This window comes from Granulosicoccus sp. 3-233 (assembly GCF_052681095.1).
Genome location: NZ_JBQYLE010000016.1, coordinates 46,298 through 66,575 on the forward strand (window position 1 = coordinate 46,298; position 20,278 = coordinate 66,575).

14 protein-coding genes are annotated in these 20,278 nt (G+C 56.0%); 6 read left to right on the forward strand and 8 right to left on the reverse strand.

Annotated features, from left to right (window positions below):
• Positions 1 to 97: 97 nt before the first annotated feature.
• Entirely contained in the window at positions 98 to 1,219 is a 1,122-nt protein-coding gene (locus ACUNV4_RS27595; protein ID WP_430881890.1) for an App1 family protein, read from the reverse strand.
• Positions 1,216 to 4,041, reverse strand: coding sequence for an excinuclease ABC subunit UvrA (gene uvrA, locus ACUNV4_RS27600; RefSeq protein WP_430881891.1), 2,826 nt, complete (start codon positions 4,039 to 4,041; stop codon positions 1,216 to 1,218). The genes ACUNV4_RS27595 and uvrA overlap by 4 nt, the downstream gene beginning before the upstream one ends.
• Before the next feature lie 133 nt (positions 4,042 to 4,174).
• On the opposite strand from uvrA, the gene ACUNV4_RS27605 reads away from it, so the two are divergent.
• On the forward strand, positions 4,175 to 5,524 hold the full coding sequence (locus ACUNV4_RS27605) for an MFS transporter (RefSeq protein WP_430881926.1): 1,350 nt from the start codon (positions 4,175 to 4,177) through the stop codon (positions 5,522 to 5,524).
• 200 nt (positions 5,525 to 5,724) lie between these two features.
• On the opposite strand, the gene ACUNV4_RS27610 is transcribed toward ACUNV4_RS27605, so the two are convergent.
• From ACUNV4_RS27610 to ACUNV4_RS27620, 3 genes are read right to left on the reverse strand one after another with little or no spacing between them, the layout of a single operon-like run.
• Positions 5,725 to 6,738, reverse strand: a complete 1,014-nt coding sequence (locus ACUNV4_RS27610) for a substrate-binding domain-containing protein (RefSeq protein ID WP_430881892.1) — start codon at positions 6,736 to 6,738, stop codon at positions 5,725 to 5,727.
• Positions 6,739 to 6,785: 47 nt separating this feature from the next.
• Positions 6,786 to 7,814: an ABC transporter permease gene (locus ACUNV4_RS27615; protein WP_430881893.1), complete on the reverse strand. Its 1,029-nt coding sequence runs from the start codon at positions 7,812 to 7,814 to the stop codon at positions 6,786 to 6,788.
• Complete coding sequence (locus ACUNV4_RS27620) at positions 7,811 to 9,331, reverse strand: sugar ABC transporter ATP-binding protein (RefSeq protein ID WP_430881894.1); 1,521 nt, start codon at positions 9,329 to 9,331, stop codon at positions 7,811 to 7,813. The genes ACUNV4_RS27615 and ACUNV4_RS27620 overlap by 4 nt, the downstream gene beginning before the upstream one ends.
• A gap of 128 nt (positions 9,332 to 9,459) precedes the next feature.
• On the opposite strand from ACUNV4_RS27620, the gene mtnK reads away from it, so the two are divergent.
• The 3 genes from mtnK to ACUNV4_RS27635 are packed head-to-tail and all read left to right on the forward strand — an operon-like array spanning position 9,460 to position 12,818.
• The gene (mtnK, locus tag ACUNV4_RS27625) at positions 9,460 to 10,719 is read left to right on the forward strand and encodes an S-methyl-5-thioribose kinase (RefSeq protein WP_430881895.1); all 1,260 of its coding nucleotides are present in this window, start codon (positions 9,460 to 9,462) and stop codon (positions 10,717 to 10,719) included.
• Positions 10,716 to 11,816 (forward strand): S-methyl-5-thioribose-1-phosphate isomerase, encoded by a 1,101-nt coding sequence (gene mtnA / locus ACUNV4_RS27630; protein WP_430881896.1) that lies wholly within the window; start codon positions 10,716 to 10,718, stop codon positions 11,814 to 11,816. The genes mtnK and mtnA overlap by 4 nt, the downstream gene beginning before the upstream one ends.
• 6 nt (positions 11,817 to 11,822) lie before the next feature.
• A complete protein-coding gene (locus tag ACUNV4_RS27635; protein ID WP_430881897.1) occupies positions 11,823 to 12,818 on the forward strand; it encodes a sugar-binding transcriptional regulator in 996 nt (331 codons plus the stop codon).
• 70 nt (positions 12,819 to 12,888) lie between these two features.
• Here the strand turns inward: ACUNV4_RS27635 and ACUNV4_RS27640 are convergent, their stop codons facing one another.
• Positions 12,889 to 13,563, reverse strand: coding sequence for a class II aldolase/adducin family protein (locus tag ACUNV4_RS27640; protein ID WP_430881927.1), 675 nt, complete (start codon positions 13,561 to 13,563; stop codon positions 12,889 to 12,891).
• Positions 13,564 to 14,347: 784 nt separating this feature from the next.
• Between ACUNV4_RS27640 and ACUNV4_RS27645 the strand changes: the two genes are divergently transcribed.
• Together ACUNV4_RS27645 and ACUNV4_RS27650 are read left to right on the forward strand one after the other, a co-directional pair.
• Positions 14,348 to 15,352: a polysaccharide biosynthesis protein gene (locus ACUNV4_RS27645; protein WP_430881898.1), complete on the forward strand. Its 1,005-nt coding sequence runs from the start codon at positions 14,348 to 14,350 to the stop codon at positions 15,350 to 15,352.
• Positions 15,353 to 15,375: 23 nt separating this feature from the next.
• Positions 15,376 to 16,500, forward strand: coding sequence for a glycosyltransferase family 2 protein (locus ACUNV4_RS27650; RefSeq protein WP_430881899.1), 1,125 nt, complete (start codon positions 15,376 to 15,378; stop codon positions 16,498 to 16,500).
• A 232-nt stretch (positions 16,501 to 16,732) separates the two neighbouring features.
• Here ACUNV4_RS27650 and nhaC read toward each other — a convergent pair whose 3' ends face one another.
• Together nhaC and ACUNV4_RS27660 are read right to left on the reverse strand one after the other, a co-directional pair.
• The gene (gene nhaC / locus ACUNV4_RS27655) at positions 16,733 to 18,217 is read right to left on the reverse strand and encodes a Na+/H+ antiporter NhaC (protein WP_430881900.1); all 1,485 of its coding nucleotides are present in this window, start codon (positions 18,215 to 18,217) and stop codon (positions 16,733 to 16,735) included.
• Positions 18,218 to 18,630: 413 nt separating this feature from the next.
• Positions 18,631 to 20,259, reverse strand: coding sequence for a sensor histidine kinase (locus ACUNV4_RS27660; RefSeq protein WP_430881901.1), 1,629 nt, complete (start codon positions 20,257 to 20,259; stop codon positions 18,631 to 18,633).
• Positions 20,260 to 20,278: the final 19 nt, after the last annotated feature.

The window sequence follows — 20,278 nt, forward strand, 5'->3', positions numbered from 1 at the left end:
GGGCAGAGCAGGCTGTAGCGGCCGTCTGAACGATTATCGGTTTGCGCGGCAGTTTACGCGACTCGGCTATCTGCCGACAAAGTGGATGAGGGCCTGTTCAGGAGGGCTGAGTGCTGGCTTCGACAGCACGGGAAATGGACGCCAGCGAGTCTGACGGCAGAAGTTCAAGCGAATGCGCATGGGTGGCAGCCGCGAGCGTGTCGGGTACCAGCAACATGTCTATTTCGCGCTCACGCAGCTGACTGATCAGCTGCTGGATCGATGCGCGTTTCCAGGCATGGCCGACGTCACGAATATAGATGGCGCGAACCTGTTCCGGAAACTCTTCGGCAATGGTGGCATAGATGGATGGATCATCCTGACCACTGTCGCCGGCGAGAATGAACGGCAGTTCGGGGTAGAGAGACAGTACCGTGCGTATCTGTTGCAGTTTGTGATCGCCATGGGACCCGGCAATGAATTTGGTCTCATCGATGCCGAAGTCGCGCAGCATCAGCGGTCCCGGCACGATCTGGTTGATCCGCATGAAGTCGCTCAGGAATTCATACAGATTCCAGGGGCTGCTGGAAACATAGAAGAATGGGTTACGACCGGCATGCAGTGCCTGATAGAACTCGGCAACACCGGCAAAGGCCAGGCGACTACTGGGGGATTCCAGCAGTGTCAGTCTCATCATGTCGCGCAGGGACGTGGCCTTGGTCAGCAGCAATGTGTCATCGACATCGCTGATGACACCGAATCGGGCATCACGCGCGGGCAGGCTGATGACCGGGTCACCGTCTATCTGCACGCTGGAATAGCCGGGCAGGGAGAGCTCTACCGACTGGGTCAGCTCTGTTGGTCCGGTACTGCTGGTATCGAAGTTCAGCTGGAAGTAGCCTTCTTCATCGGTCGTGGTGCGTGCCATGAGTTCGCCGACCTGGCCCGTCACGCTGACTCCCGGCAATTCTCGTGTTCCAAAGCGTGCGTAGCTGGCGCGCAGGTTGTTCCACAGTTCGGATCGGCTCGGCAATGCGGGTTGCCGGTAGCGCAGAACTCGCCCCTGGAGACGGCCTCGCCAACCGTCGTCTGTCAGGACACCGAAGCCGCGATAGGCAATGATATGCATCGGTATTTCAGGGTGCAGCTTCTGACGGGCACGGCCGGACACGTATCCAAGCGCGTTTTCCGTTCGCATGCCCAGACGGTGAATCAGCGTTTTCCAGCGACTGTCTCTCATCGGCTTGCCTTCAGTCGTTTCAGGTAGGCTCCGGTGTAGGATGCCTCGCAGCGCATGATGTCTTCGGGTGGACCGGCAGCCACGACATTACCGCCTCCCTGTCCGCCTTCCGGTCCCATGTCGATGATCCAGTCAGCGGTCTTGATCACGTCCAGGTTGTGTTCGATGATGATCACGGTATTGCCGGCGTCACGCAGGCGTTGCAATACGCCAAGCAATGCCCTGACATCCTCGAAATGCAAGCCTGTGGTTGGCTCGTCCAGTATGTAGAGTGTATTGCCGGTGTCTCGTTTGGACAGTTCGCGAGCCAGCTTGATGCGTTGCGCCTCTCCTCCGGACAATGTCGTCGCGTTCTGACCGAGGGTGATGTAGGAAAGGCCCACATCCATCAGGGTGGCCAGTTTGCGATGCAGAACGGGGACCGCAGCGAAGAACTCATGCGCCTGCTCCACGGTCATGGACAGCACCTGGTGAATGTTCTGTCCCTTGTAGCGGATATCAAGCGTTTCCCGGCCATAGCGTTTGCCCTGGCAGACATCGCAGGCGACATAGACATCAGGCAGGAAGTGCATCTCGACCTTGATCAGACCGTCACCCTGGCAGGCCTCGCAGCGGCCCCCCTTGACATTGAAACTGAATCGCCCGGGCTTGTATCCACGAGACCGTGCTTCATGCGTACCGGCAAACAGGTCACGAATGGGAGAGAACAGGCCAGAGTAGGTGGCCGGGTTGCTGCGCGGGGTTCGGCCTATCGCACTCTGGTCGATGTCAACGATCTTGTCGAAGACCTTCAGGCCGCTGATGCTCTTGACCGGTGAAGGCGTATGACGTGCATGGTTGATCAGATTGGCGGCATGCTTGTACAGCGTGTCATTGATCAGCGTGGACTTGCCTGATCCCGAGACCCCGGTGATGACGGTGCAGAGGCCTGTCGGGATCTTCACATCGATATTCTTCAGATTGTTGCCGCGAGCCTGTCTGATGCTGATGAATTGCTTGCCGGGTTTTCGGCGTTCCGGGATGTCGATTTGCCGCTTGCCCGACAGGTACTGACCGGTAATGGAGGCTGCGCTCTTGACGATCTGTGCCGGGGTGCCGGATGCGACGATGGTGCCGCCGTGAACACCGGCGCCCGGGCCTATGTCCAGCACATGATCCGCAGCCCTGATGGCATCCTCGTCATGCTCCACCACAATCACGGTATTACCCAGATCACGCAGGTATTTCAGGGTACCCAGCAATTTGTCGTTGTCACGCTGATGCAGGCCGATGGAAGGCTCGTCCAGCACATACATGACGCCTTGCAGGCCGGCACCGATCTGGCTGGCCAGACGGATTCGCTGGGCCTCGCCTCCGGAAAGTGTATCGGCGCTGCGATCCAGCGACAGATAATCCAGGCCGACATTGACCAGAAAGTCGAGCCGCTGCAGGATCTCGTTGGTGATCTTGTCGGCAATCTCGCGGCGCTGGCCAGTCAGTGCCAGTGAGTCGATCAGTGTGCGGGTCTCGCCAATGGAATGTCTGACGATGTCGGGCAGGTTGTGTCCATCGACCAGCACATGGCGTGCGGCTTCATTGAGTCTGGCTCCCTTGCAGTCGGGGCAGATGCGAGAACTGAGCAGCTTGCCCAGTTCTTCACGCACGGCGTTGGATTCGGTGTCCTTGTACCGTCGATTCAGGTTCGGAATGATACCTTCGAAGGGGCGTTTCGATTCATAACTTGCCTGGCCTTTCTCGCTCTGGTAAGTGAAGGTGATCTCTTCACTGCCCGACCCGTTCATGATGATCTCTCGTATCGCCTCCGGCAATTCGTCAAACACCGTATCGACGTCGAAATCGTAATGACGTGCCAGCGACTTGATCATCTGGAAGTAGTAGGTGTTGCGCTTGTCCCAGCCGCGAATGGCGCCGCCGGCCAGGCTGACCGAGGCGTCGGCGATGATGGTGTCCGGATCGAAGAACTGGCTCAGGCCCAGCCCGTCGCAGCCGGGGCAGGCACCGTGAGGGCTGTTGAAGGAAAAGGCACGCGGCTCCAGCTCCGGCAGTGAGTAACCGCACTGGCTGCAGGCGAAGCGGGTCGAGAAGACCATATCTTCGCCTTCACCACTGAGCAGGGTCACGATCGCATTGCCTTCGCCCAGAGTCGTCGCCGTTTCGAAGGACTCTGCCAGCCGCAGGCGCAGATCATCCCGCACCTTGAAGCGGTCAACGACCACTTCGATCGTGTGCTTGCGTTTCGCCGGCAGGCTGATTTCACCTTCGAGTTCGGTAATCACGCCATCGATGCGGGCGCGCAGATAGCCCTGGGCACGCAGGCGTTCGATCAGCGGGGCGTGATCACCCTTGCGATCGCGGATCACCGGGGCCAGCAGGGCCAGTGCCGTGCCGGTGTTCATGCTCATGACCTGGTCCACCATCTGGCTCAGGGTCTGTGCTTCGAGTACCTCACCGTGCCGAGGGCAGGTAGGGGTGCCGGCCCGCGCATAGAGCAGGCGCAGATAATCGTAGATTTCCGTGATGGTACCCACTGTGGAGCGCGGATTGTGGGAGGTGGATTTCTGCTCGATGGAGATTGCCGGCGACAGACCGTCGATCAGGTCGACGTCAGGTTTGTCCATGACCGACAGGAATTGGCGGGCGTAGGCGGACAGCGACTCGACGTAACGACGCTGACCCTCGGCAAACAGGGTATCGAAGGCCAGCGAGGACTTGCCACTGCCGGACAGACCGGTGATGACGATCAGGGCATCCCGGGGCAGATCCACGTCGATGTTCTTGAGATTGTGGGTGCGAGCACCCCGGATACGGATGGTGTCCATCACTGGGTTTCTGTCGGGCTTGAGATTGGCGGTAGGGCAGCTGCCCGATTGACGTTGCGCCTGATACTATACATCGCTTGAAACGCTGCTCCTGCCGGGCCACTTGAACCAGACAAACTCTACATCCTCGTCGGCTTTGCTGCCCCGTGAGCGGCGGGCAACCTGGTCACTGTCACTGATCTACATGGTCAGAATGATCGGCCTGTTCATCGTTCTGCCGGTATTCAGCCTGTTTGGTGACCATTACAGCGGTAGCACCCCGCTGCTGATCGGTCTGGCCATCGGCATTTATGGACTGTTGCAGGCCTGCCTGCAGATTCCGTTCGGCATGCTCAGTGACCGGATCGGGCGCAAGAAGGTTATCACTCTGGGTCTGCTGCTGCTGGCCGCGGGCAGTATCGTGGCTGCCACTTCCGATTCCATTCATGGTGTCATCGTGGGGCGTGCCCTGCAAGGAGCCGGGGCCATTGCGGCGGCGTTGATGGCTCTGGCGGCGGATCTGACGCGCGATGAACAGCGCACCAAGGTCATGGCGAGCATGGGGGCCAGCATCGGCTTTGCCTTCATTCTGGCGCTGATTCTCGGTCCGGTACTGATTGGCTGGTTTTCCCTGGATGGTCTGTTCTGGCTCACGGCAGCCTCGGCTGTGCTGGCCATCATCATTCTGCACACGCTGGTACCCACACCCGAGCGATGCCAGTACAGTGCCGATACCGGAGCCAACCTGGCAACCATGAAGCGTTTGCTGGGTCACCGACAGCTGTTGCGGCTGGATATGAGCATTTTCATGCTGCACCTGATCATCACCGCCGTCTTCTTTGCCGTGCCACTGGGCTTGCGGGATGCAGGCATAGCTTCGGAGAAACAATGGCTGGTTTATCTGCCAGCGGTGCTCGTCGCTTTCGGTGTCATGATTCCATTGATCATCTGGGGGGAGCGCAAGGCCATGAGGGCGGTACTGCTGCTCTGTGTCGCAGGTTTGACGCTGACCCAGATGCTGTTCGCCGGTCCGCAGCTGCTCGGCTTCGATGCGGGGGCCGTCTGGCTGTTCATCGGCATCACCACTTTCTTCTGCTTCATGAATACACTGGAGGCCTTGTTGCCTTCACTGGTCTCACGCCTGGCGCCGGCTGCGGCCAAGGGCAGTGCCATGGGCATCTACAGTACCAGCCAGTTCCTGGGGGCGTTTGCAGGCGGCGCAGGTGCCGGCTGGTTGTATGGGCTGGTTGGACAGTCCGGACTGTTCGCTGTCGTGGCCTTGTTGTGTCTGGTATGGGGGCTGGTGTTACGCGGTTTTCAGCCACCCAGGAAAATGACGACCCATCGCCGCGCGCTGAGTACGGAGGAACGCAGCCGCGGCAAGGGCCTGATGGTCGAGCTGGAATCCATCCCCGGTGTGGAAGAAGTCGTGATTGCAGTGGACGAAGGTGTGGCCTACCTGAAGGTCGACAAAACGAGATTTCAGGAAGTCAGTTCCGGGGGCTGAAGTGGCAAGGAGCTGATCTACCGGTTCAGTTTTTCGCGACAGCGGCGCACGGCGATGCGAACTCGACCACCAGTCATCGGCGAACACTTTTGACGGCAGGATGCTGAATGCGTGTCGGACGATCTGACGAAAGAAAGGGTGATGCGCCTTCCGCTGGCGACACCCCCCTTCCTCTCATTCACTTGTTGGTCGCGAGGGAATCATCTGGCTGGCAATGGCATCCAGTCACTCATGGCCACGTCAGCATGGCGGAACTGAGGCATGTTTGCACCCAGTTCATCCATGTTGTTGATGTCATTGTCGTTCAGGAAATCCTGTGTGATCAGCGTGGGCGGCACGATGACACTCGCTCCCGGGTCCTCGCCAGCGAGCAACAGTGCCAGTGTTCGTACGGATACTTCCCCCACGACCGATGGGTTGGTGGCAACGGTCGCTACCCAGGCAGAGCCGGGCTCGCGCATGGCAGAGATGTCGGCGGTTGATACATCGGCAGAGTAGATGTCGATGTCATCTGTCAGACCTGCTTCATCCACGGCGATCTTCACGCCTTTGGCAAATTCGTCGTACGGTGCAAACACGACATTGATCATCGGGTTCGCCTGCAAGACCGAGCGCGCCTGATTTGCCACGGAATTCGCTATGGGGTTATCCAGTGTGCCAAATGCTGCAGCTTCCGTTATGCCGGGGTTGGCTTCCTTGGTTTCCTGCCAGGCTACATCCCGCCGATCAAGCGGTGCGATGCCGGGTACATAGACATAACCGGCGGTAAAGCTGTCGCCGTTATCCGCAATGGCTTGATCCAGTGCCATTTTTCCCAGCAGATAATCGGATTGTTCGATCTGTGGAATGGCCTCGTTCTCCACGTTGACATCAAAGGCCACCACCTTGATTCCTGCGTCCACGGCGCGCTGTGCGGCTTCCTTCATGGATTCGGTCAGTCCGTGCTGAATGATGATGCCATCGACACCCAGAGCAATGGCCTGGTCAACCATGTCAGCCTGTAGTGCAGCATCCTGACGACTGTCGAAGATTCGTAGGTCCAGACCGATGGCTGCTGCCTGGGTTTCGACGCCCGACAGGTAGGACTGGAAGAAGTCTCCAGTGGAAAGGTAGCGGACCAGCGCGATTTTCACGTCTCCGGCATTATCCAGTGGAGCTGGCATGTCGGCTGCCGACACGGTGCCTGACAGTCCAACGATCAGGCTGGTAGTCAACGCTGAATATTTGAGTAGTTTTCGTCGCAACATTGTCAAGATCCTCATCAAGTATTGTTATGAGATTTTCCACCCACGCTTTGGCGAGAGCTGAGGTAGAAGGTGAAAACAAGAGCTGCTACCAGAATGGCCCCTTTGACGAAATCCTGGGTGTAGTAGGGTGCATTCATCATGGTCAGGCCTTGCAGGAGAATGCCGACGAACAAGGCGCCGATGGCCGTACCAAATGCATTGGGCCGTGCTGCTCCGAGGACGGCGAAACCGATGAGTGCTGCTGCAACACTGTCCAGAAGCAGATTGTTGCCGCTGGCGATATCGCCTCGGCCGAGCCGTGCTGCCAGCAGAATTCCTCCTATGGAGGCGGTAACACCCGAGATCATGTAGGCCACGATCCTGTAGCGGTTGACGTTTGCTCCAACCAGCGATGCTGCTCGCTCATTGGAACCGATGGCATACATCAGTCGACCGTGTCGCGTGAAGCCGAGAAAGATCCAGATGCCCACGGCAATCAGCAGAAAAATGACGACCGGCACAGGTACAAGTCGCTCCAGAAACAGATCGAAGCGGTGTCGGCCAAGCCACAGAAAGGCGGCTGAAAATGTCCCTTCTGCGGTCGTGCCATCAGGCAATCGCATACCGGCAGAAATGGAATTGCCTTGTGTAGGTATCCGTTGCAGGCCTATGAGCAGAAACATCATGCCAAGCGTTGCCAGCAGATCCGGCACTCGAAACTTGACGATGAGCAATCCGTTGATCAAGCCAACCAGCGCTCCCATGCCAAGGCACAGCAGTACTGCAACCACAGCGGAGAGCTTCAGAATCACCATGGCGTAGGCCGACAGCATGAGAGCGGTGGTGGCAACTGAACCGATGGACAGATCGAAACCATCAACCACCAGCGTGCAGGTCACGCCCAGGGCCAGAATCCCGGTAATGGCGACCGATTGAAGGATGAAAGCCGCCGAACGTGGCGAGGCGAATCCTGTCGCTGCCACACTGAAATAGACGATGAGCAAAACCAGCAGTAGCAGGAATCCATAGCGGATTGCAAAGTCGAGAAAGCGATCGTTTTTCATGATGCTGCGGACATGGAGGCAGAATTCATCGCGCCGGATACCTGTGCGATCAAAGTGTTGAGGTTTATGTCGTTATTGATGTGTTCACCGACGATCTGGCTTTCGTGCAACACCACGATTCGATCCGCAATCTCGAGAGCTTCATCGATCTCGGCGACGAACACGATGGTCGCACGGCCGTTTGCCGATGCTCTGATATGTCTGCCTATGTCTCGCCGCGCGCCGATATCCACACCCTGAAAGGGTTCATCCAGCAATAGCAAGCGACACGGCTCGACCAGCCAGCGACCTATCATGACTTTTTGCTGATTTCCTCCCGAGAGGGTATTGATGCCATCTTTCGCCGACTGACAAACCACACCCATCTGACTGATCATTCGATCGGCGGTTTGTCGTTGTCTGTAACCGCGCAGCAAGCCCAGTTGGCAGAATGAACGCAGAAATGGCAGGCAAATGTTGTCAGTGATATTGAAGGTGGGAATGACGGCATTCAGTGATCGGTCCTTGGGTGACATGTGCACACCCGAATTGACTGCGTCGCTGGCATTGGCGGGAGCATAGGGTTCTCCGTCGATGAACATGTTGCCGCCGTGGGCAGGGCGCAAGCCAAACAGTATCTCGGCCAGGGCACTCTTGCCACTGCCGAGCAGCCCGGTCATGGCAATGACTTCACCGTCGTGTGCCACCAGATTGATGGGGGCGCTGTGCTTGCCCAGCTTGAGGCCGCGAATGTTCAGTACCGGCTTGATGCCGGTGACAGGGCTGATGTCTACATCGGTCATCGCATGCCCGAGCATCGACGTGACGGCACTGTCATAGTCCAGAGGCTGCTGATCGAATACTCCGGATATCGCACCATCACGCATGCAGACGATGCGATCGGCCACTCTGCGAATATCCGACATGCGGTGGGAAATGTAGAGTATGGCCACGCCCTTGGCGCGCAAGCTGTCCAGCAGAGTGAAGAGTCGGTCTGCTTCGGTGGCCGATAGCGATGAAGTGGGTTCATCGAGAATCAACACGTCAGGGGAGCGTGCCATGGCGCGAGCGATGGCGATCATCTGTCGGTCGGCGACTCCGAGGTCCGCTACCCGGGTGCGAACATCTGTCGTGATTCCCATGCTCTGTGCCACCCTGGCGGCTTGCTGTCTCAGTTGCCGATCCCTTGTCCACAGGCTCGCATCGGGTCGAGTCAGATGATCGAGCATCAGGTTGGTTGCTATGTCCAGATCCGGTACCACGCCATCGTCGATGGACTGGTGGACGGTCACGATTCCCGAGGCAATGGCAGCGGCCGGGTCCATCGGGCGGTAGTCTTTACCATTCAGTTCCATCGAGCCCGAGTCCAGCCGGTGGTAACCACAAATCAGCTTCACAAGCGTGGACTTGCCGGCACCGTTGGCCCCCATCAAGACGATGATTTCTCCGGCGATGAGATCCAGATCAATGCGACGCAATACATTGTTTGTACCGAAGGACTTGTTGATTCCTTTCAATCTGCAAACGGTCTTGCGCATGGTAATGAGTTTTGATCCGAGCGTTTCGAGTTTACTATTCGCCTAAAATGTACATTTGTCAAATGTAATGACTATTGACTAATTCTCTGACAAATCGGATAGTCGGTAGTGAGATTGGAGGAGCCTCTATGTCGAACCGTGTTGCTTATGAACCACTCACGCCGGAAACTCTGGCAGAACGTCTGGGGCAGCTGGAACCTGTGGTCAGCCATCTCGGACCCGACTACAGTCAATGGCAGGTGCAGGAGATTGGCGACGGCAATCTGAACCTGGTGTTCATCGTCACCGGTAGCACCGGCAGCGTCATCGTCAAGCAGGCCCTCCCCTATGTACGACTGGTCGGCGACAGTTGGCCGTTGCCGCTGTACCGGGCCTACTATGAGAACTGCGCACTGACACGTCAGGCGAATCGCAGCCATGGTTGCGTTCCTGAAGTCTTTCATTTTGACGATAGGCAGGCCTTGATTGTCATGGAGCATCTGACGCCACACGTGATCTTGCGGAACAAGCTGATAATGGGTGAGCGTGTGGAAGGGCTGGGCAGATTCGTCGGTGAGTTCTGTGCCAGAACTGCCTTTCGCGGTTCCGAACTGTGCATGAGCAGTGCTGCGAAGAAGGCCGATGTGGGGGTGTTCTCGGGCAATGTGGAAATACCTGCCATTACGGAATCGCTGGTTTTTACCGATCCCTACTTCAACGCCGAAATGAACAGTCATAACAGCCTGCTCGATCCGGTAGTTGCGTCACTGCGAGCCAACGTCGAACTGAAGTGCCGCGTACAGAGAATGTTGATGAAATTCGCATCCAATACCGAAACGTTGCTGCACGGTGACTTGCACTCGGGTTCCATCATGTCGACCGACCGTGAATCGAAGGTGATCGATCCCGAATTCGCGCAGTACGGTCCCATGAGCTTTGACCTGGGCATGGTGACGGCGAACTTTCTGATGGCCTATTTCAGCCAACCGGCTCATCGTGCCGAAGATCTTGTTGACTATCAGCAATGGATTCTGAGCGTCATTGGCGAGAGTCTGCAATCATTTCGCAGCGAATTCAGGCGATTGTGGGGCACGGAAAGAACGGGCATGCTGTTTCCGGCCGCGTTGTTCGAGCATCAGGGCCATGATTCGTCACCGGCATGCGAACAACTGCTGGAGGAAATCAACCGGGATGCAATGCGCTTCTGTGGTATTGAAATGCACCGGCGCTGTTTGTCCCTGGCGCATAATGCGGACTTCGAAGTCATTGAAGACGTGGAGGTACGAGCTTCTCTGGAAGCACGCAATCTGGAAATGGGGGCCCAACTGATTCTCGAGGCAGACAGGCTCCCTGACGAATTCGCGTTGATCAGCATGGCGGAAGACTACAACCAGAGGAACATCCTGTGAAGATTGGCAACCAGCATTTTCGCTCCTTGTGGTGGAACGAGCAGCACCAGGTTCTGCAGATCATTGACCAGCGTCTGCTGCCCCATGAATTCCGGATTCAGGATGTTGAAACCCTTCAGGATTACCTGAATGCCATTTCACAGATGCGAGTGCGCGGCGCACCACTGATTGGTGCAACTGCTGCTTATGGCATGGCACATGCCATGATGCAGGATCCGTCAGACAGCGGCATGGAGCTTGCCCGGCAGGCGTTGCATGACACGCGGCCCACGGCGGTGAACCTGCGTTGGGCGCTTGATCGTTGTCGACAAGTGCTGTTGCAGACTCCGATTTTTGATCGCGCAAGGGTTGCATTGCAGCTGGCGCATGAGCTGGCCGACGAGGACGTCGCCATCAACAAGCGTATCGGGGAACACGGTCTGACGTTGATACGTGAGATTGCCGCGCGCAAACCGACGGGCGAGCCGGTGCAGGTGCTGACTCATTGCAATGCCGGCTGGCTGGCAACAGTCGATTGGGGGACCGCAACCAGCCCCATGTATCACGCGCATGATGCAGGCATTGCCCTGCATGTCTGGGTGGATGAGACACGACCTCGCAACCAGGGGGCGCTAACCGCCTGGGAGTTGGGCAATCATGGCGTTCCGCATACCTATGTGACCGACAATGCCGGCGGCCATCTGATGCAGCATGGCGAAGTGGATCTGGTGATTACCGGTACGGACCGCACGACGCGCCGCGGTGATGTCTGCAACAAGATCGGTACTTACCTGAAAGCGCTTGCTGCCCGGGATAATCAGGTGCCATTCTACGTGGCTCTGCCATCACCGACCATAGACTGGAGCATCGATGATGGTGTGGCGGAGATTCCCATCGAGGAACGCGATGAGTCAGAGACTACCCACATACAGGGTACGGATGGCGACGGAATGATCCGAACTGTCCGGGTTTCACCGGAGACTACCCGTGGTGGTAATCCGGCCTTCGATGTCACGCCGAACAGGCTGGTGACAGGGCTCATCACCGAGCGAGGTATCTGTGCGGCCTCGGCAGAAGGGCTTGCAGAGCTGTTTCCGGAACACGCGCAAAACGAGTAGGCACGCATGAGCCCGACAACGTCAACCACTGCCAAGCCCGGAACCGATGCAGGCGGGCGCATGTCTCGTCAGGATGATGCCATTGTGGAGGCCGCGTGGTGCTACTACCATGAGGGTTTGAATCAGAGCGCAATCGCAACGAAGCTGGGTGTCAGTCGTGCCTCGGTGGTCAATTATCTCGCAGAATCCCGGCGGCGTGATTTCGTACGAGTGACGTTGGACAGCAATGTGTTCCTGTACAACCAGTTGGCTGCTGAATTGCGTCACGCCTTCGACCTGACTCAGGCCCTGGTAATACCAGCAGACGAAGCATCATCGCAGCGTTCCTTCGAAAGAGTGGTCAGGGCTGCTTCGGACTGGTTACCACAGCTGTTGGACAGTGGTGACATGTTGGGAGTAGCCTGGGGTGAGACGATATACCGTCTGTCCGAGATTGCACCCAGACTGACGCTGGAAGAACTCGTCATCGTTCAACTGGTGGGGTCTCGACCTTCGGCACTGGGGTTTGCTGCAGAAAATTGCTCTGCAACTCTGGCACAGCGCTTTGGCGCACAATGCATCAACCTGCACGTGCCACTGTTATTGTCCAACTCGGCGCTGTGCCGGCAACTGATCGCCGAGCCGGTGGTCGCAGAGCAGTTGCAACGGGTAGCAGACTGCTCAAAGGTCATATTCGCTGCAGGTACCTGTTTCGACGATAGTCATATCGTGCGAACGGGGATTATTTCACCGAAGGAGATCGCTGGATATCGGCGCAAGGGTGCGGTAGGCGTCATCTGTGGACGACTTATCGACATCGATGGCAACGCGATGGCCATACCCAGCGAAGACAGGATGATTGGTGTGACGCTGGAGCAGATGCGAGAAAAGGAGCTGGGTCTGCTGGTCTGCGCAGAGCCGGAGAGAGCATCCGCAGCTCGGGCCGCGATAGCCGGTGGCTACGTCACGCATTTTGCCTGCTGTTCAACCACGGCACGCCTGCTGCTGGAAGGGATAGCTTGATGAACTGCGAGCGAATTTTCGGTATTCGTCGACGCTCTGAATTTCATTCGGGTGTGAAGTTCCTGGCAGATTATCTTTCTTTCTGTCCGTAGTCTCTGAACTTGTCCATGACCTCGCTCATTTCGTCATCGGACAGCAAGGTCATGGTTCCAGCCAGTCGAGCGTAGTAGAACTGCTTCGCCAGAGTCTCCAGCTCGACCGCTGCCCACATGGCGTTGTTCAGATCCTTGCCAGCGGCGATCATGCCATGATTGGCCAGCAGGCAGGCGCTGCGTCCTTGCATGGCCTGCAGAACAGCTTCGGACAACTCCGGTGAGCCAAACGTTTGATAGTCTGCACATCGGACCGAGTTTCCTCCAAAGGCCGCAATCATGTAATGACAGGCGGGGATGCTCGAACGCGAAATGGATAGTACGGTCGCGAAGGTCGAGTGTGTGTGCACGACTGCATCGATTTCCGGTTTCTCCCTGAGTATGGCCTTGTGAAAGTGCCATTCCGACGAGGGTTTGAACGGCCCCTCCCAACGCAGGTCCGCATGTTCCAGCGATACGCGCGCGATATCGTCGGGTAGCAGCCTTTCGTAAGCAATGCCGCTGGGTGTGATCAGCATCGACGCCTTGTGACGTGCGCTGATATTGCCAGAGGTTCCCTGGTTCAGTCCGGAGGAGTTCATCTGCAGACACAGTTCGATGATCCTTTCGCGTTTCTGGTTTTCAGTCATTGATGTCTTGTCCGTAACCGGTATCTCAACGGAAGTCGGGCAATCGATGGATTCGATTTCTCTGTTCATGATAGCCGATACTGCGTGTTCCATTTCGAGTAAACGGGCGAGCCCTGACTGACGATCTCTGTTCGTTGGAATGCCTGACGGTGTCTTGCATCGTTCGCTGCTCCGAAACCGAATCCTGTTGTTGAAGAGGAATTCACACAGGTGTGTCATTGCCAGGTACGCTGATCAATATGCAGCCATGGCACTGATGGCCGGTCTCGAATCGTGTGCAAGGCTGTAGTCTGCGGATCGTTGAAGGTTCGTTGGAATCCTTGTCAAGTTCAGAGCAGGGAGCGAAGTTCCATGGCTCGATATCCGCGGACAAAACGCAGTGCAAATGTGTTGCAATCTGGTAATACGTGGGAGCGGTAATGGCCTGCACGGGGTTCGCTTTCATCGTTGGATACAGGTTCCGGAGAGAGTAGGGCGGTTGACGCTGTGCACACCACTCCGTCTGGAAACGGGGGAATACGCGTAATGGGGCGGAGAGATTGATGTTTACAGGGTCATCGGGTGCAATCCACTGTTGTATTGTCCAGTAGTAAAACAGACTTTTTACATCGGTTGAATCAGTGGGGATTGTCAATCGACAGGAATCACTTTTCGAGAATATTCACGATCTTTCACTGAATGCTGCGCTGCAGCATGGTCGGTTCGATTTTATCGTGTTCATTCGACGGAATTACGGTATTGCAGTGACATGGCGTTCTCGTGGATATTCATGTAACAGGCATGAAACGCGAATACAGGAGGCCGATTGATGTCCGACAGCACAGTTTCCGATTACCGACGCAAGGTACTCATCACCGGTGGTTCAGGCACGGTCGGTCAGGCATTCATCAAGCAGTACCGAGACGAGTTCCAGTTCTTCAATGTCAGTCGCAATGAGTCCTATATCGAAAAGCTCAAGAACGTCTTTCCCGACGTTCATTCTTACGTATCCGACATTCAGGACCTGGATCACCTGACCACGATCTTCCTGAAGGTGAAACCCGATATCGTCATACATGCGGCGGCCCTGAAGCATGTGAACTTTGCCGAGCTGAATCCTTCTCGTACAACTGAAATCAACATATCGGGCAGCTTGAACATCATCAAGGCGAGTGTGCGTGCCGAGGTGCCTATCGTGGTCGGTATCAGCACCGACAAGGCCTGTCAGCCTGAGAACATCTATGGATATTCAAAGAAGATCATGGAGCAGATGTTTCTTGAACACTACAATGAGAAAACCCGGTTTGTCTGCACACGATTTGCCAATGTCGCCTGTTCAAATGGATCAGTCATACCGTTCTGGATCGACAGCGCCCGGAAAGGTGAATCGCTGAAACTGACCGATTCACGCATGAATCGACTGATGTTCACCAGTGACGAAGCAGCGCTTCTCATTCGTCAGAGTATCGATCACGCTGAAAATTCCACTCGTCCCTTCGTGCTCTGCAGTCGCATGAAATCGGTAGGTATGCTCGACCTTGCCATCCAGTTGTCTGCTGAATTCGGGGATGGAGGTAAGCCCGAGATCGTCGGTATGCGACCCGGTGAGAGACTCTTCGAGATACTGGTCAGTCAACAGGAACTGCCTCATGCATTCTATTCCGATGATGGGCGCTATATCGTTCTGCATTCCGATGAGTTCGGCAATGAACACGTATCGGAACCCTTGTCGTCTCTGACTGCCGATTACATGAGCGAATCGGAAATGCGTTCCCTGTACAGTGAGTACACGAAACTCAGCGAATACTCCCTGAAACTGGCATCCAGCCGTTAGGCAGACGTGGCGCAGATATTCTCATGACCATTCTGTTTCTGGTTTCCGCCTTGTTTGTCGTATACACGTATGCGCTATTCCCGCTTTTTCTACATCTGAGGGCAAAGGGGAAGTCACTGCCGTCGATAGTCACGCCGACTGACTGGCCAACCGTCAGTATCGTGATCGCGGCACACAATGAAGCGAAGAACCTTCCGACCAAGCTGACCAGCCTGGAGGCGCTGGATTATCCAGCCGAGCTGGTGGAGTGGATCATCGTTTCCGATGGTTCGACAGATGGTACTCATGCGCTACTGCAGGAGGCATTCGACGGCCATCCGAGACGACATGTCAGACATCTGGAATCAGCGCTCGGAAAATGTGGTGCTCTGAACGCAGGTGTGTCCATGGCCAGTCATGACATCATCCTGTTCATGGATGCCCGTCAACCCGTGTCGGAAAATGCCATCAGGAAGCTGGTTCCCTACTTTTCGCATGAGCAGATTGGTGCCGTCAGTGGCGAACTGGTTCTGTCGGAAGACGGTAGTCTGGAAGCGGCAAACTTCGGACTGTACTGGCGATATGAAAAATGGATTCGGGATAACGAGAGTCGCCTGTTTTCCACCACGGGTGCCACCGGTGCCCTGTACGCCGTTCGTCGGGCAGACTTCACGCCCAATGCGGTGGGAACTCTGCTGGATGATTTCAATACGCCGGTAGAGCAGTTGAAAAAGGGCAAGAGGACGCTGTTCGTACCGGGTGCCTACGCCTTCGACGAGGCGGCAGATGATATCAAGCAGGAGTTTCGGCGAAAGGTCAGAAATCTGGCGGGCAACTGGCAATCATTCCAGACTCATTCATGGCTTTTCAACCCTGCGCGCAATCCGGTGTGGTGGCAATTTCTGTCTCACAAGTTTTTCCGACTGCTGGTGCCCTATGCGTTGATCATCGCCTTCTTGTCGGCATGGTTCGGAGATGGGCTGTTTCTGGAGCTGATGTTCTACAGTCAGTTGGCATTCTATGCAGCTGCTGCCGCAAGCTTTGCTGACCTGCCAGGCACGGGCAATAAAGTCTTCACCATGATCAAGATATTCACCCAACTCAATCTGGCGGCGTTCATTGCAACGGCTCGCTTTTTCCTGAGCGGTAAGGCCATCAGCTGGCGCTGAATCGCTGAATCCACGATAAGCCGGAGGTCCGGGCTCCATCAGTCTGACGAACCCCGGGGCTCCGGAAGGCGCCGCTTCTACATCGCTGTCATTGCATGTCAATTACAGCCATGCTTTAGCGAATGTGGCTTTCCGGTACATCATCGGGGCATCGGTGTGCTGGCACTGTATCTTCAAGAACAGGAAAGGTCAGGACGTCGTGCAGGCCGACCGTGGGTCGGCCTGACGCTGACTACACCGGTTCCGCCACCTTCGGTTTCTCCGAGGGAACGGTGGATGTGCTGGAAACCGCTTCGGCAGTCAGTTCGTTGACTGGCGTGACGGAGGGCTCCTCGAGTGGCTTGATGGTCCAGCCCGTATAGCCGAACAATATCGTGACCAGAGGTGAGATCCAGCAGAAAACGGCGAAGGGAGCATACAGAATGGTGGGGACTCCCAGAGTGGCCGATTGATAGGCGCCACCTGAACCCCATGGCACGAGAGGATCGACAACTGTGCCAGCATCCTCGGTGACACGCGACAGGTTCTCGGGGGCAAGACCTTGATCACGGTAGGCTGTTCCGTACATTCTTCCTGTCATGACCAATGACATGTATTGGTCACACAACAGGAAATTGGAGCCGATTGCCGTGAGTGCGGTTGTCAGAATCAACGATCCGGTGGAACGCGCATATGACAGGATCGCGTTTGCAATGACCTGAATCTGTCCGGTGGCCTGCATGACGCCGCCAAACATCATGGCCACGATTATCAGGCTGACCGTGTATGTCATTGATTCCAGCCCGCCACGACTGAGCAGGGAATCAACATCGGCATTGCCTGTTTCGGCAACGTAGCCGGACATGGCGGCGCTCATGGTGGTTGCATAGTCGGCGCCTTGAACCATCATGGCGCAGACGAGTCCCGCGATGGCGCCAATGGCGATGCCTGGTACTGCCGGAATCTTGCGGAAACTCAGGATCATGACGAGAAACGGCGGGACGAGCAGCAATGGGTGTATGACGAACGTCGATTGCAGCATGTCCAGTATGCTGTTTATGCGTGATGTATCCGTGGTTTCCGGAGTGTAGATCATGCCCACCACGGCATAGATGATCAGAGAGATAGCGAATGCCAGGCCCGTTGTGCTGGCCATGTGACGAATATGGACATAGAGGTCGACCCCTACCATTGCAGGCGCCATGTTGGTCGTATCGGATAATGGTGACATCTTGTCACCGAAATAGGCTCCGGAAAGGACAGCTCCTGCCACCCAGGGAAGCGGTATTCCCAGTCCGGCACCGACTCCCATCAGGGCGACGCCGATGGTGCCGGTTGTGCCCCAGCTCGTGCCGGTTGCGGAAGAGGCGATAGCACAGATGACGGCACAGACCAGCAGAAATACCGATGGTGAAAATATCTGCAGACCATAATAAACCAGCGTTGGCACGACCCCACCCAGTATCCAGGTGCCGATGAGAATGCCGACCAGCAAGAGAATGATGATGGATCCCAGCGCGTGGGTGATCCCGGTAATCATGCCGTTCTGAATGGCATTCCAGTTGTAGCCGCAATACAGTGCCACTATGCTGGCAACGGTGACCCCGAACAGCATGGGTAAGTGAGGGGCGAGACCGAAAATGGCAATCGATATGCCAATACCGATGATCAACGAAAACAGCGAAATCAGTGCCAGTCGAAGACTGGGAGGATTTCCCTGACGTTCATGACTGCTCATGCAAATCTCCTTTTTGAATGGGTTCAGGCCCTGAGAATGGCAATGAGCTCGAACGACTCAGGATCCGGTGGTTATCAGATCACTGTATCAATAATAAATCAATACTTCTGGCGTAATGATTTCGACCCTGTTCAGGATGGCTGTTTCTGAATGACCGGCAAGGAGAGTCATCGGTTTGATCCAGCATTCGACAATGCAAGCACGTGCAGTCGATAATGCAACAAAGTGGGGCGGTTGGTTCTTTCATGGTGCGACGCTGCCACGTGACGACGTAGCTGCTGGATCGCGCACAGCACCGTTGCAGAAACGCTGATCATCAGCAGCCCCGGCGTTCGAATCCCTGCTTGTACAGGCAATGGCGACGGTTCGTCACCAGGTGGAGGGTGTTTGCGTCAGTGATCGTTCATGGGCAATCAGGCCGCTTCAGCCGCTGGATCGGATTTCAGTATCGGCAGGTATATTTTGAATGTGCTGCCTTGTCCCGGATTGCTCTCGACGACAATTGTCCCATCGTGATCGGTGATGATGCCGTAGGAAATGGAAAGACCCAGCCCCGTACCTTCCCCGACAGGCTTGGTAGTGTAGAAGGGGTCGAACAGCTTGCCGATGTTTTCGGGTTCAATGCCCCGGCCGTTGTCCGTGATGGAGAGTACTACCTGTTCATCCAGAACGTCTGTGCTCACCAGAACCTCACCGAAATCGCTCATTGACTGTCCCGCATTGACCAGCAGATTCATGATGACCTGATTCAGTTCTCCACGATTGGCAAGAACCGGCGGAATCGGCTTGAATGCTGTTCGGACCTCGCAACGGGTTTTCAATTCGGCGGTAAGAATCCGCAGTGTGGATTCGGTACATTCGATGACATCACAGGGCATTTTCGTGTCGTGATTGGTATGCGAGAAATCACGCAGTCCCTTGACGATCTCCTGTACTCTCACGGCCCCTTCAATCGTATCGGTAATCAGTGTGTCAATGTCTTCGGTCACGAAGTCGATATCCTCGGCAGCCTCGAATGCGGCAATGCGGTCCCTGATCGCTGCTGCCGCTTCAGTATCTGCCATGGATACGCTTCGGTACATGGCCAGCAATTTCTGATAGACGGCGATGTACTTCGCCAAGGAGTGTGCATTGCTGTTGACGAAGGAAATGGGATTGTTTATTTCATGCGCGATACCGGCTGACAATTGACCAATGGACGCCAGCTTTTCTGCCTGCAGCAGTTTGGCTTGTGCGTCGGCCAGTTGTTGATGCGCGATTTTCAGCTCTTCATATTGCGCATTGATCTGCTCGGTCCTTCTGAGGACACGCTGTTCCAGTGTCTGATTGAGCTCCACAAGCTCACTCTCATAGCGGTCCCTGGTCTGGCGGGATTCCTTCAGGACGCTTGCCATCTGATTGAAGGCCAGGGCGACATCACCGACCTCATCGCCGCTATCGACTTTCGGGATCAGAGAATAGTCGCCTCGCGATACTCTTCGCGCCGCCTGACGCAGCACTTTCAACTGGCGTGTCAGATAAGTCCCGAGTGCGAAGGAGAAGATGGCGACCAATACCATTTCGACCACGGCAATCAGCGTGGACAATTGCCTCGATTCGGCCAGGCTGTCTTCAATGCTGGCAATGTCGAAGCCGATCTCGACGCGACCGTATTCGACGCCACTGACTGCAATCGGTGCCGAGACGTCATACACGCCGTCAACCACGGACTCCAGACCATGATCCTCGATGAACGGCTCGTCCACGGTTGCCGAGTCACCTGCACTCGCCAACAGGAAGCCGTCAGGACTTCGTGTGCGAACATGGACGATATCGACATTACCTGCAAGCTCCGCACTGAAGGTCTCCAGGGAGGCCAGATCATAGGCCAGTACTGGATCCTTTGCCGTGGATGAAAACAGCATCGCAGTGGTATCGGCGCGCTTGATCAATGCCTCTTCCAGATTCTCGTGCATGTATTTCATTGTCGTGTAGACAAGTAATGCAAGCAGTATCGCCTCTATGAGCGCTACGCCGAGAACCGTTTTCAGCCGGATGGACATGGCAATGGGTGAGCACTTG

Coding starts and splice junctions, on each gene's coding strand:
- ACUNV4_RS27595 (WP_430881890.1), bottom strand. CDS start 1,219: ATGAGAGACAGTCGCTGGAAAACGCTGATTCACCGTCTGGGCATGCGA.
- ACUNV4_RS27615 (WP_430881893.1), bottom strand. CDS start 7,814: ATGAAAAACGATCGCTTTCTCGACTTTGCAATCCGCTATGGATTCCTG.
- ACUNV4_RS27620 (WP_430881894.1), bottom strand. CDS start 9,331: ATGCGCAAGACCGTTTGCAGATTGAAAGGAATCAACAAGTCCTTCGGT.
- mtnK (WP_430881895.1), top strand. CDS start 9,460: ATGTCGAACCGTGTTGCTTATGAACCACTCACGCCGGAAACTCTGGCA.
- ACUNV4_RS27635 (WP_430881897.1), top strand. CDS start 11,823: ATGAGCCCGACAACGTCAACCACTGCCAAGCCCGGAACCGATGCAGGC.
- ACUNV4_RS27645 (WP_430881898.1), top strand. CDS start 14,348: ATGTCCGACAGCACAGTTTCCGATTACCGACGCAAGGTACTCATCACC.
- ACUNV4_RS27650 (WP_430881899.1), top strand. CDS start 15,376: ATGACCATTCTGTTTCTGGTTTCCGCCTTGTTTGTCGTATACACGTAT.
- nhaC (WP_430881900.1), bottom strand. CDS start 18,217: ATGAGCAGTCATGAACGTCAGGGAAATCCTCCCAGTCTTCGACTGGCA.
- ACUNV4_RS27660 (WP_430881901.1), bottom strand. CDS start 20,259: ATGTCCATCCGGCTGAAAACGGTTCTCGGCGTAGCGCTCATAGAGGCG.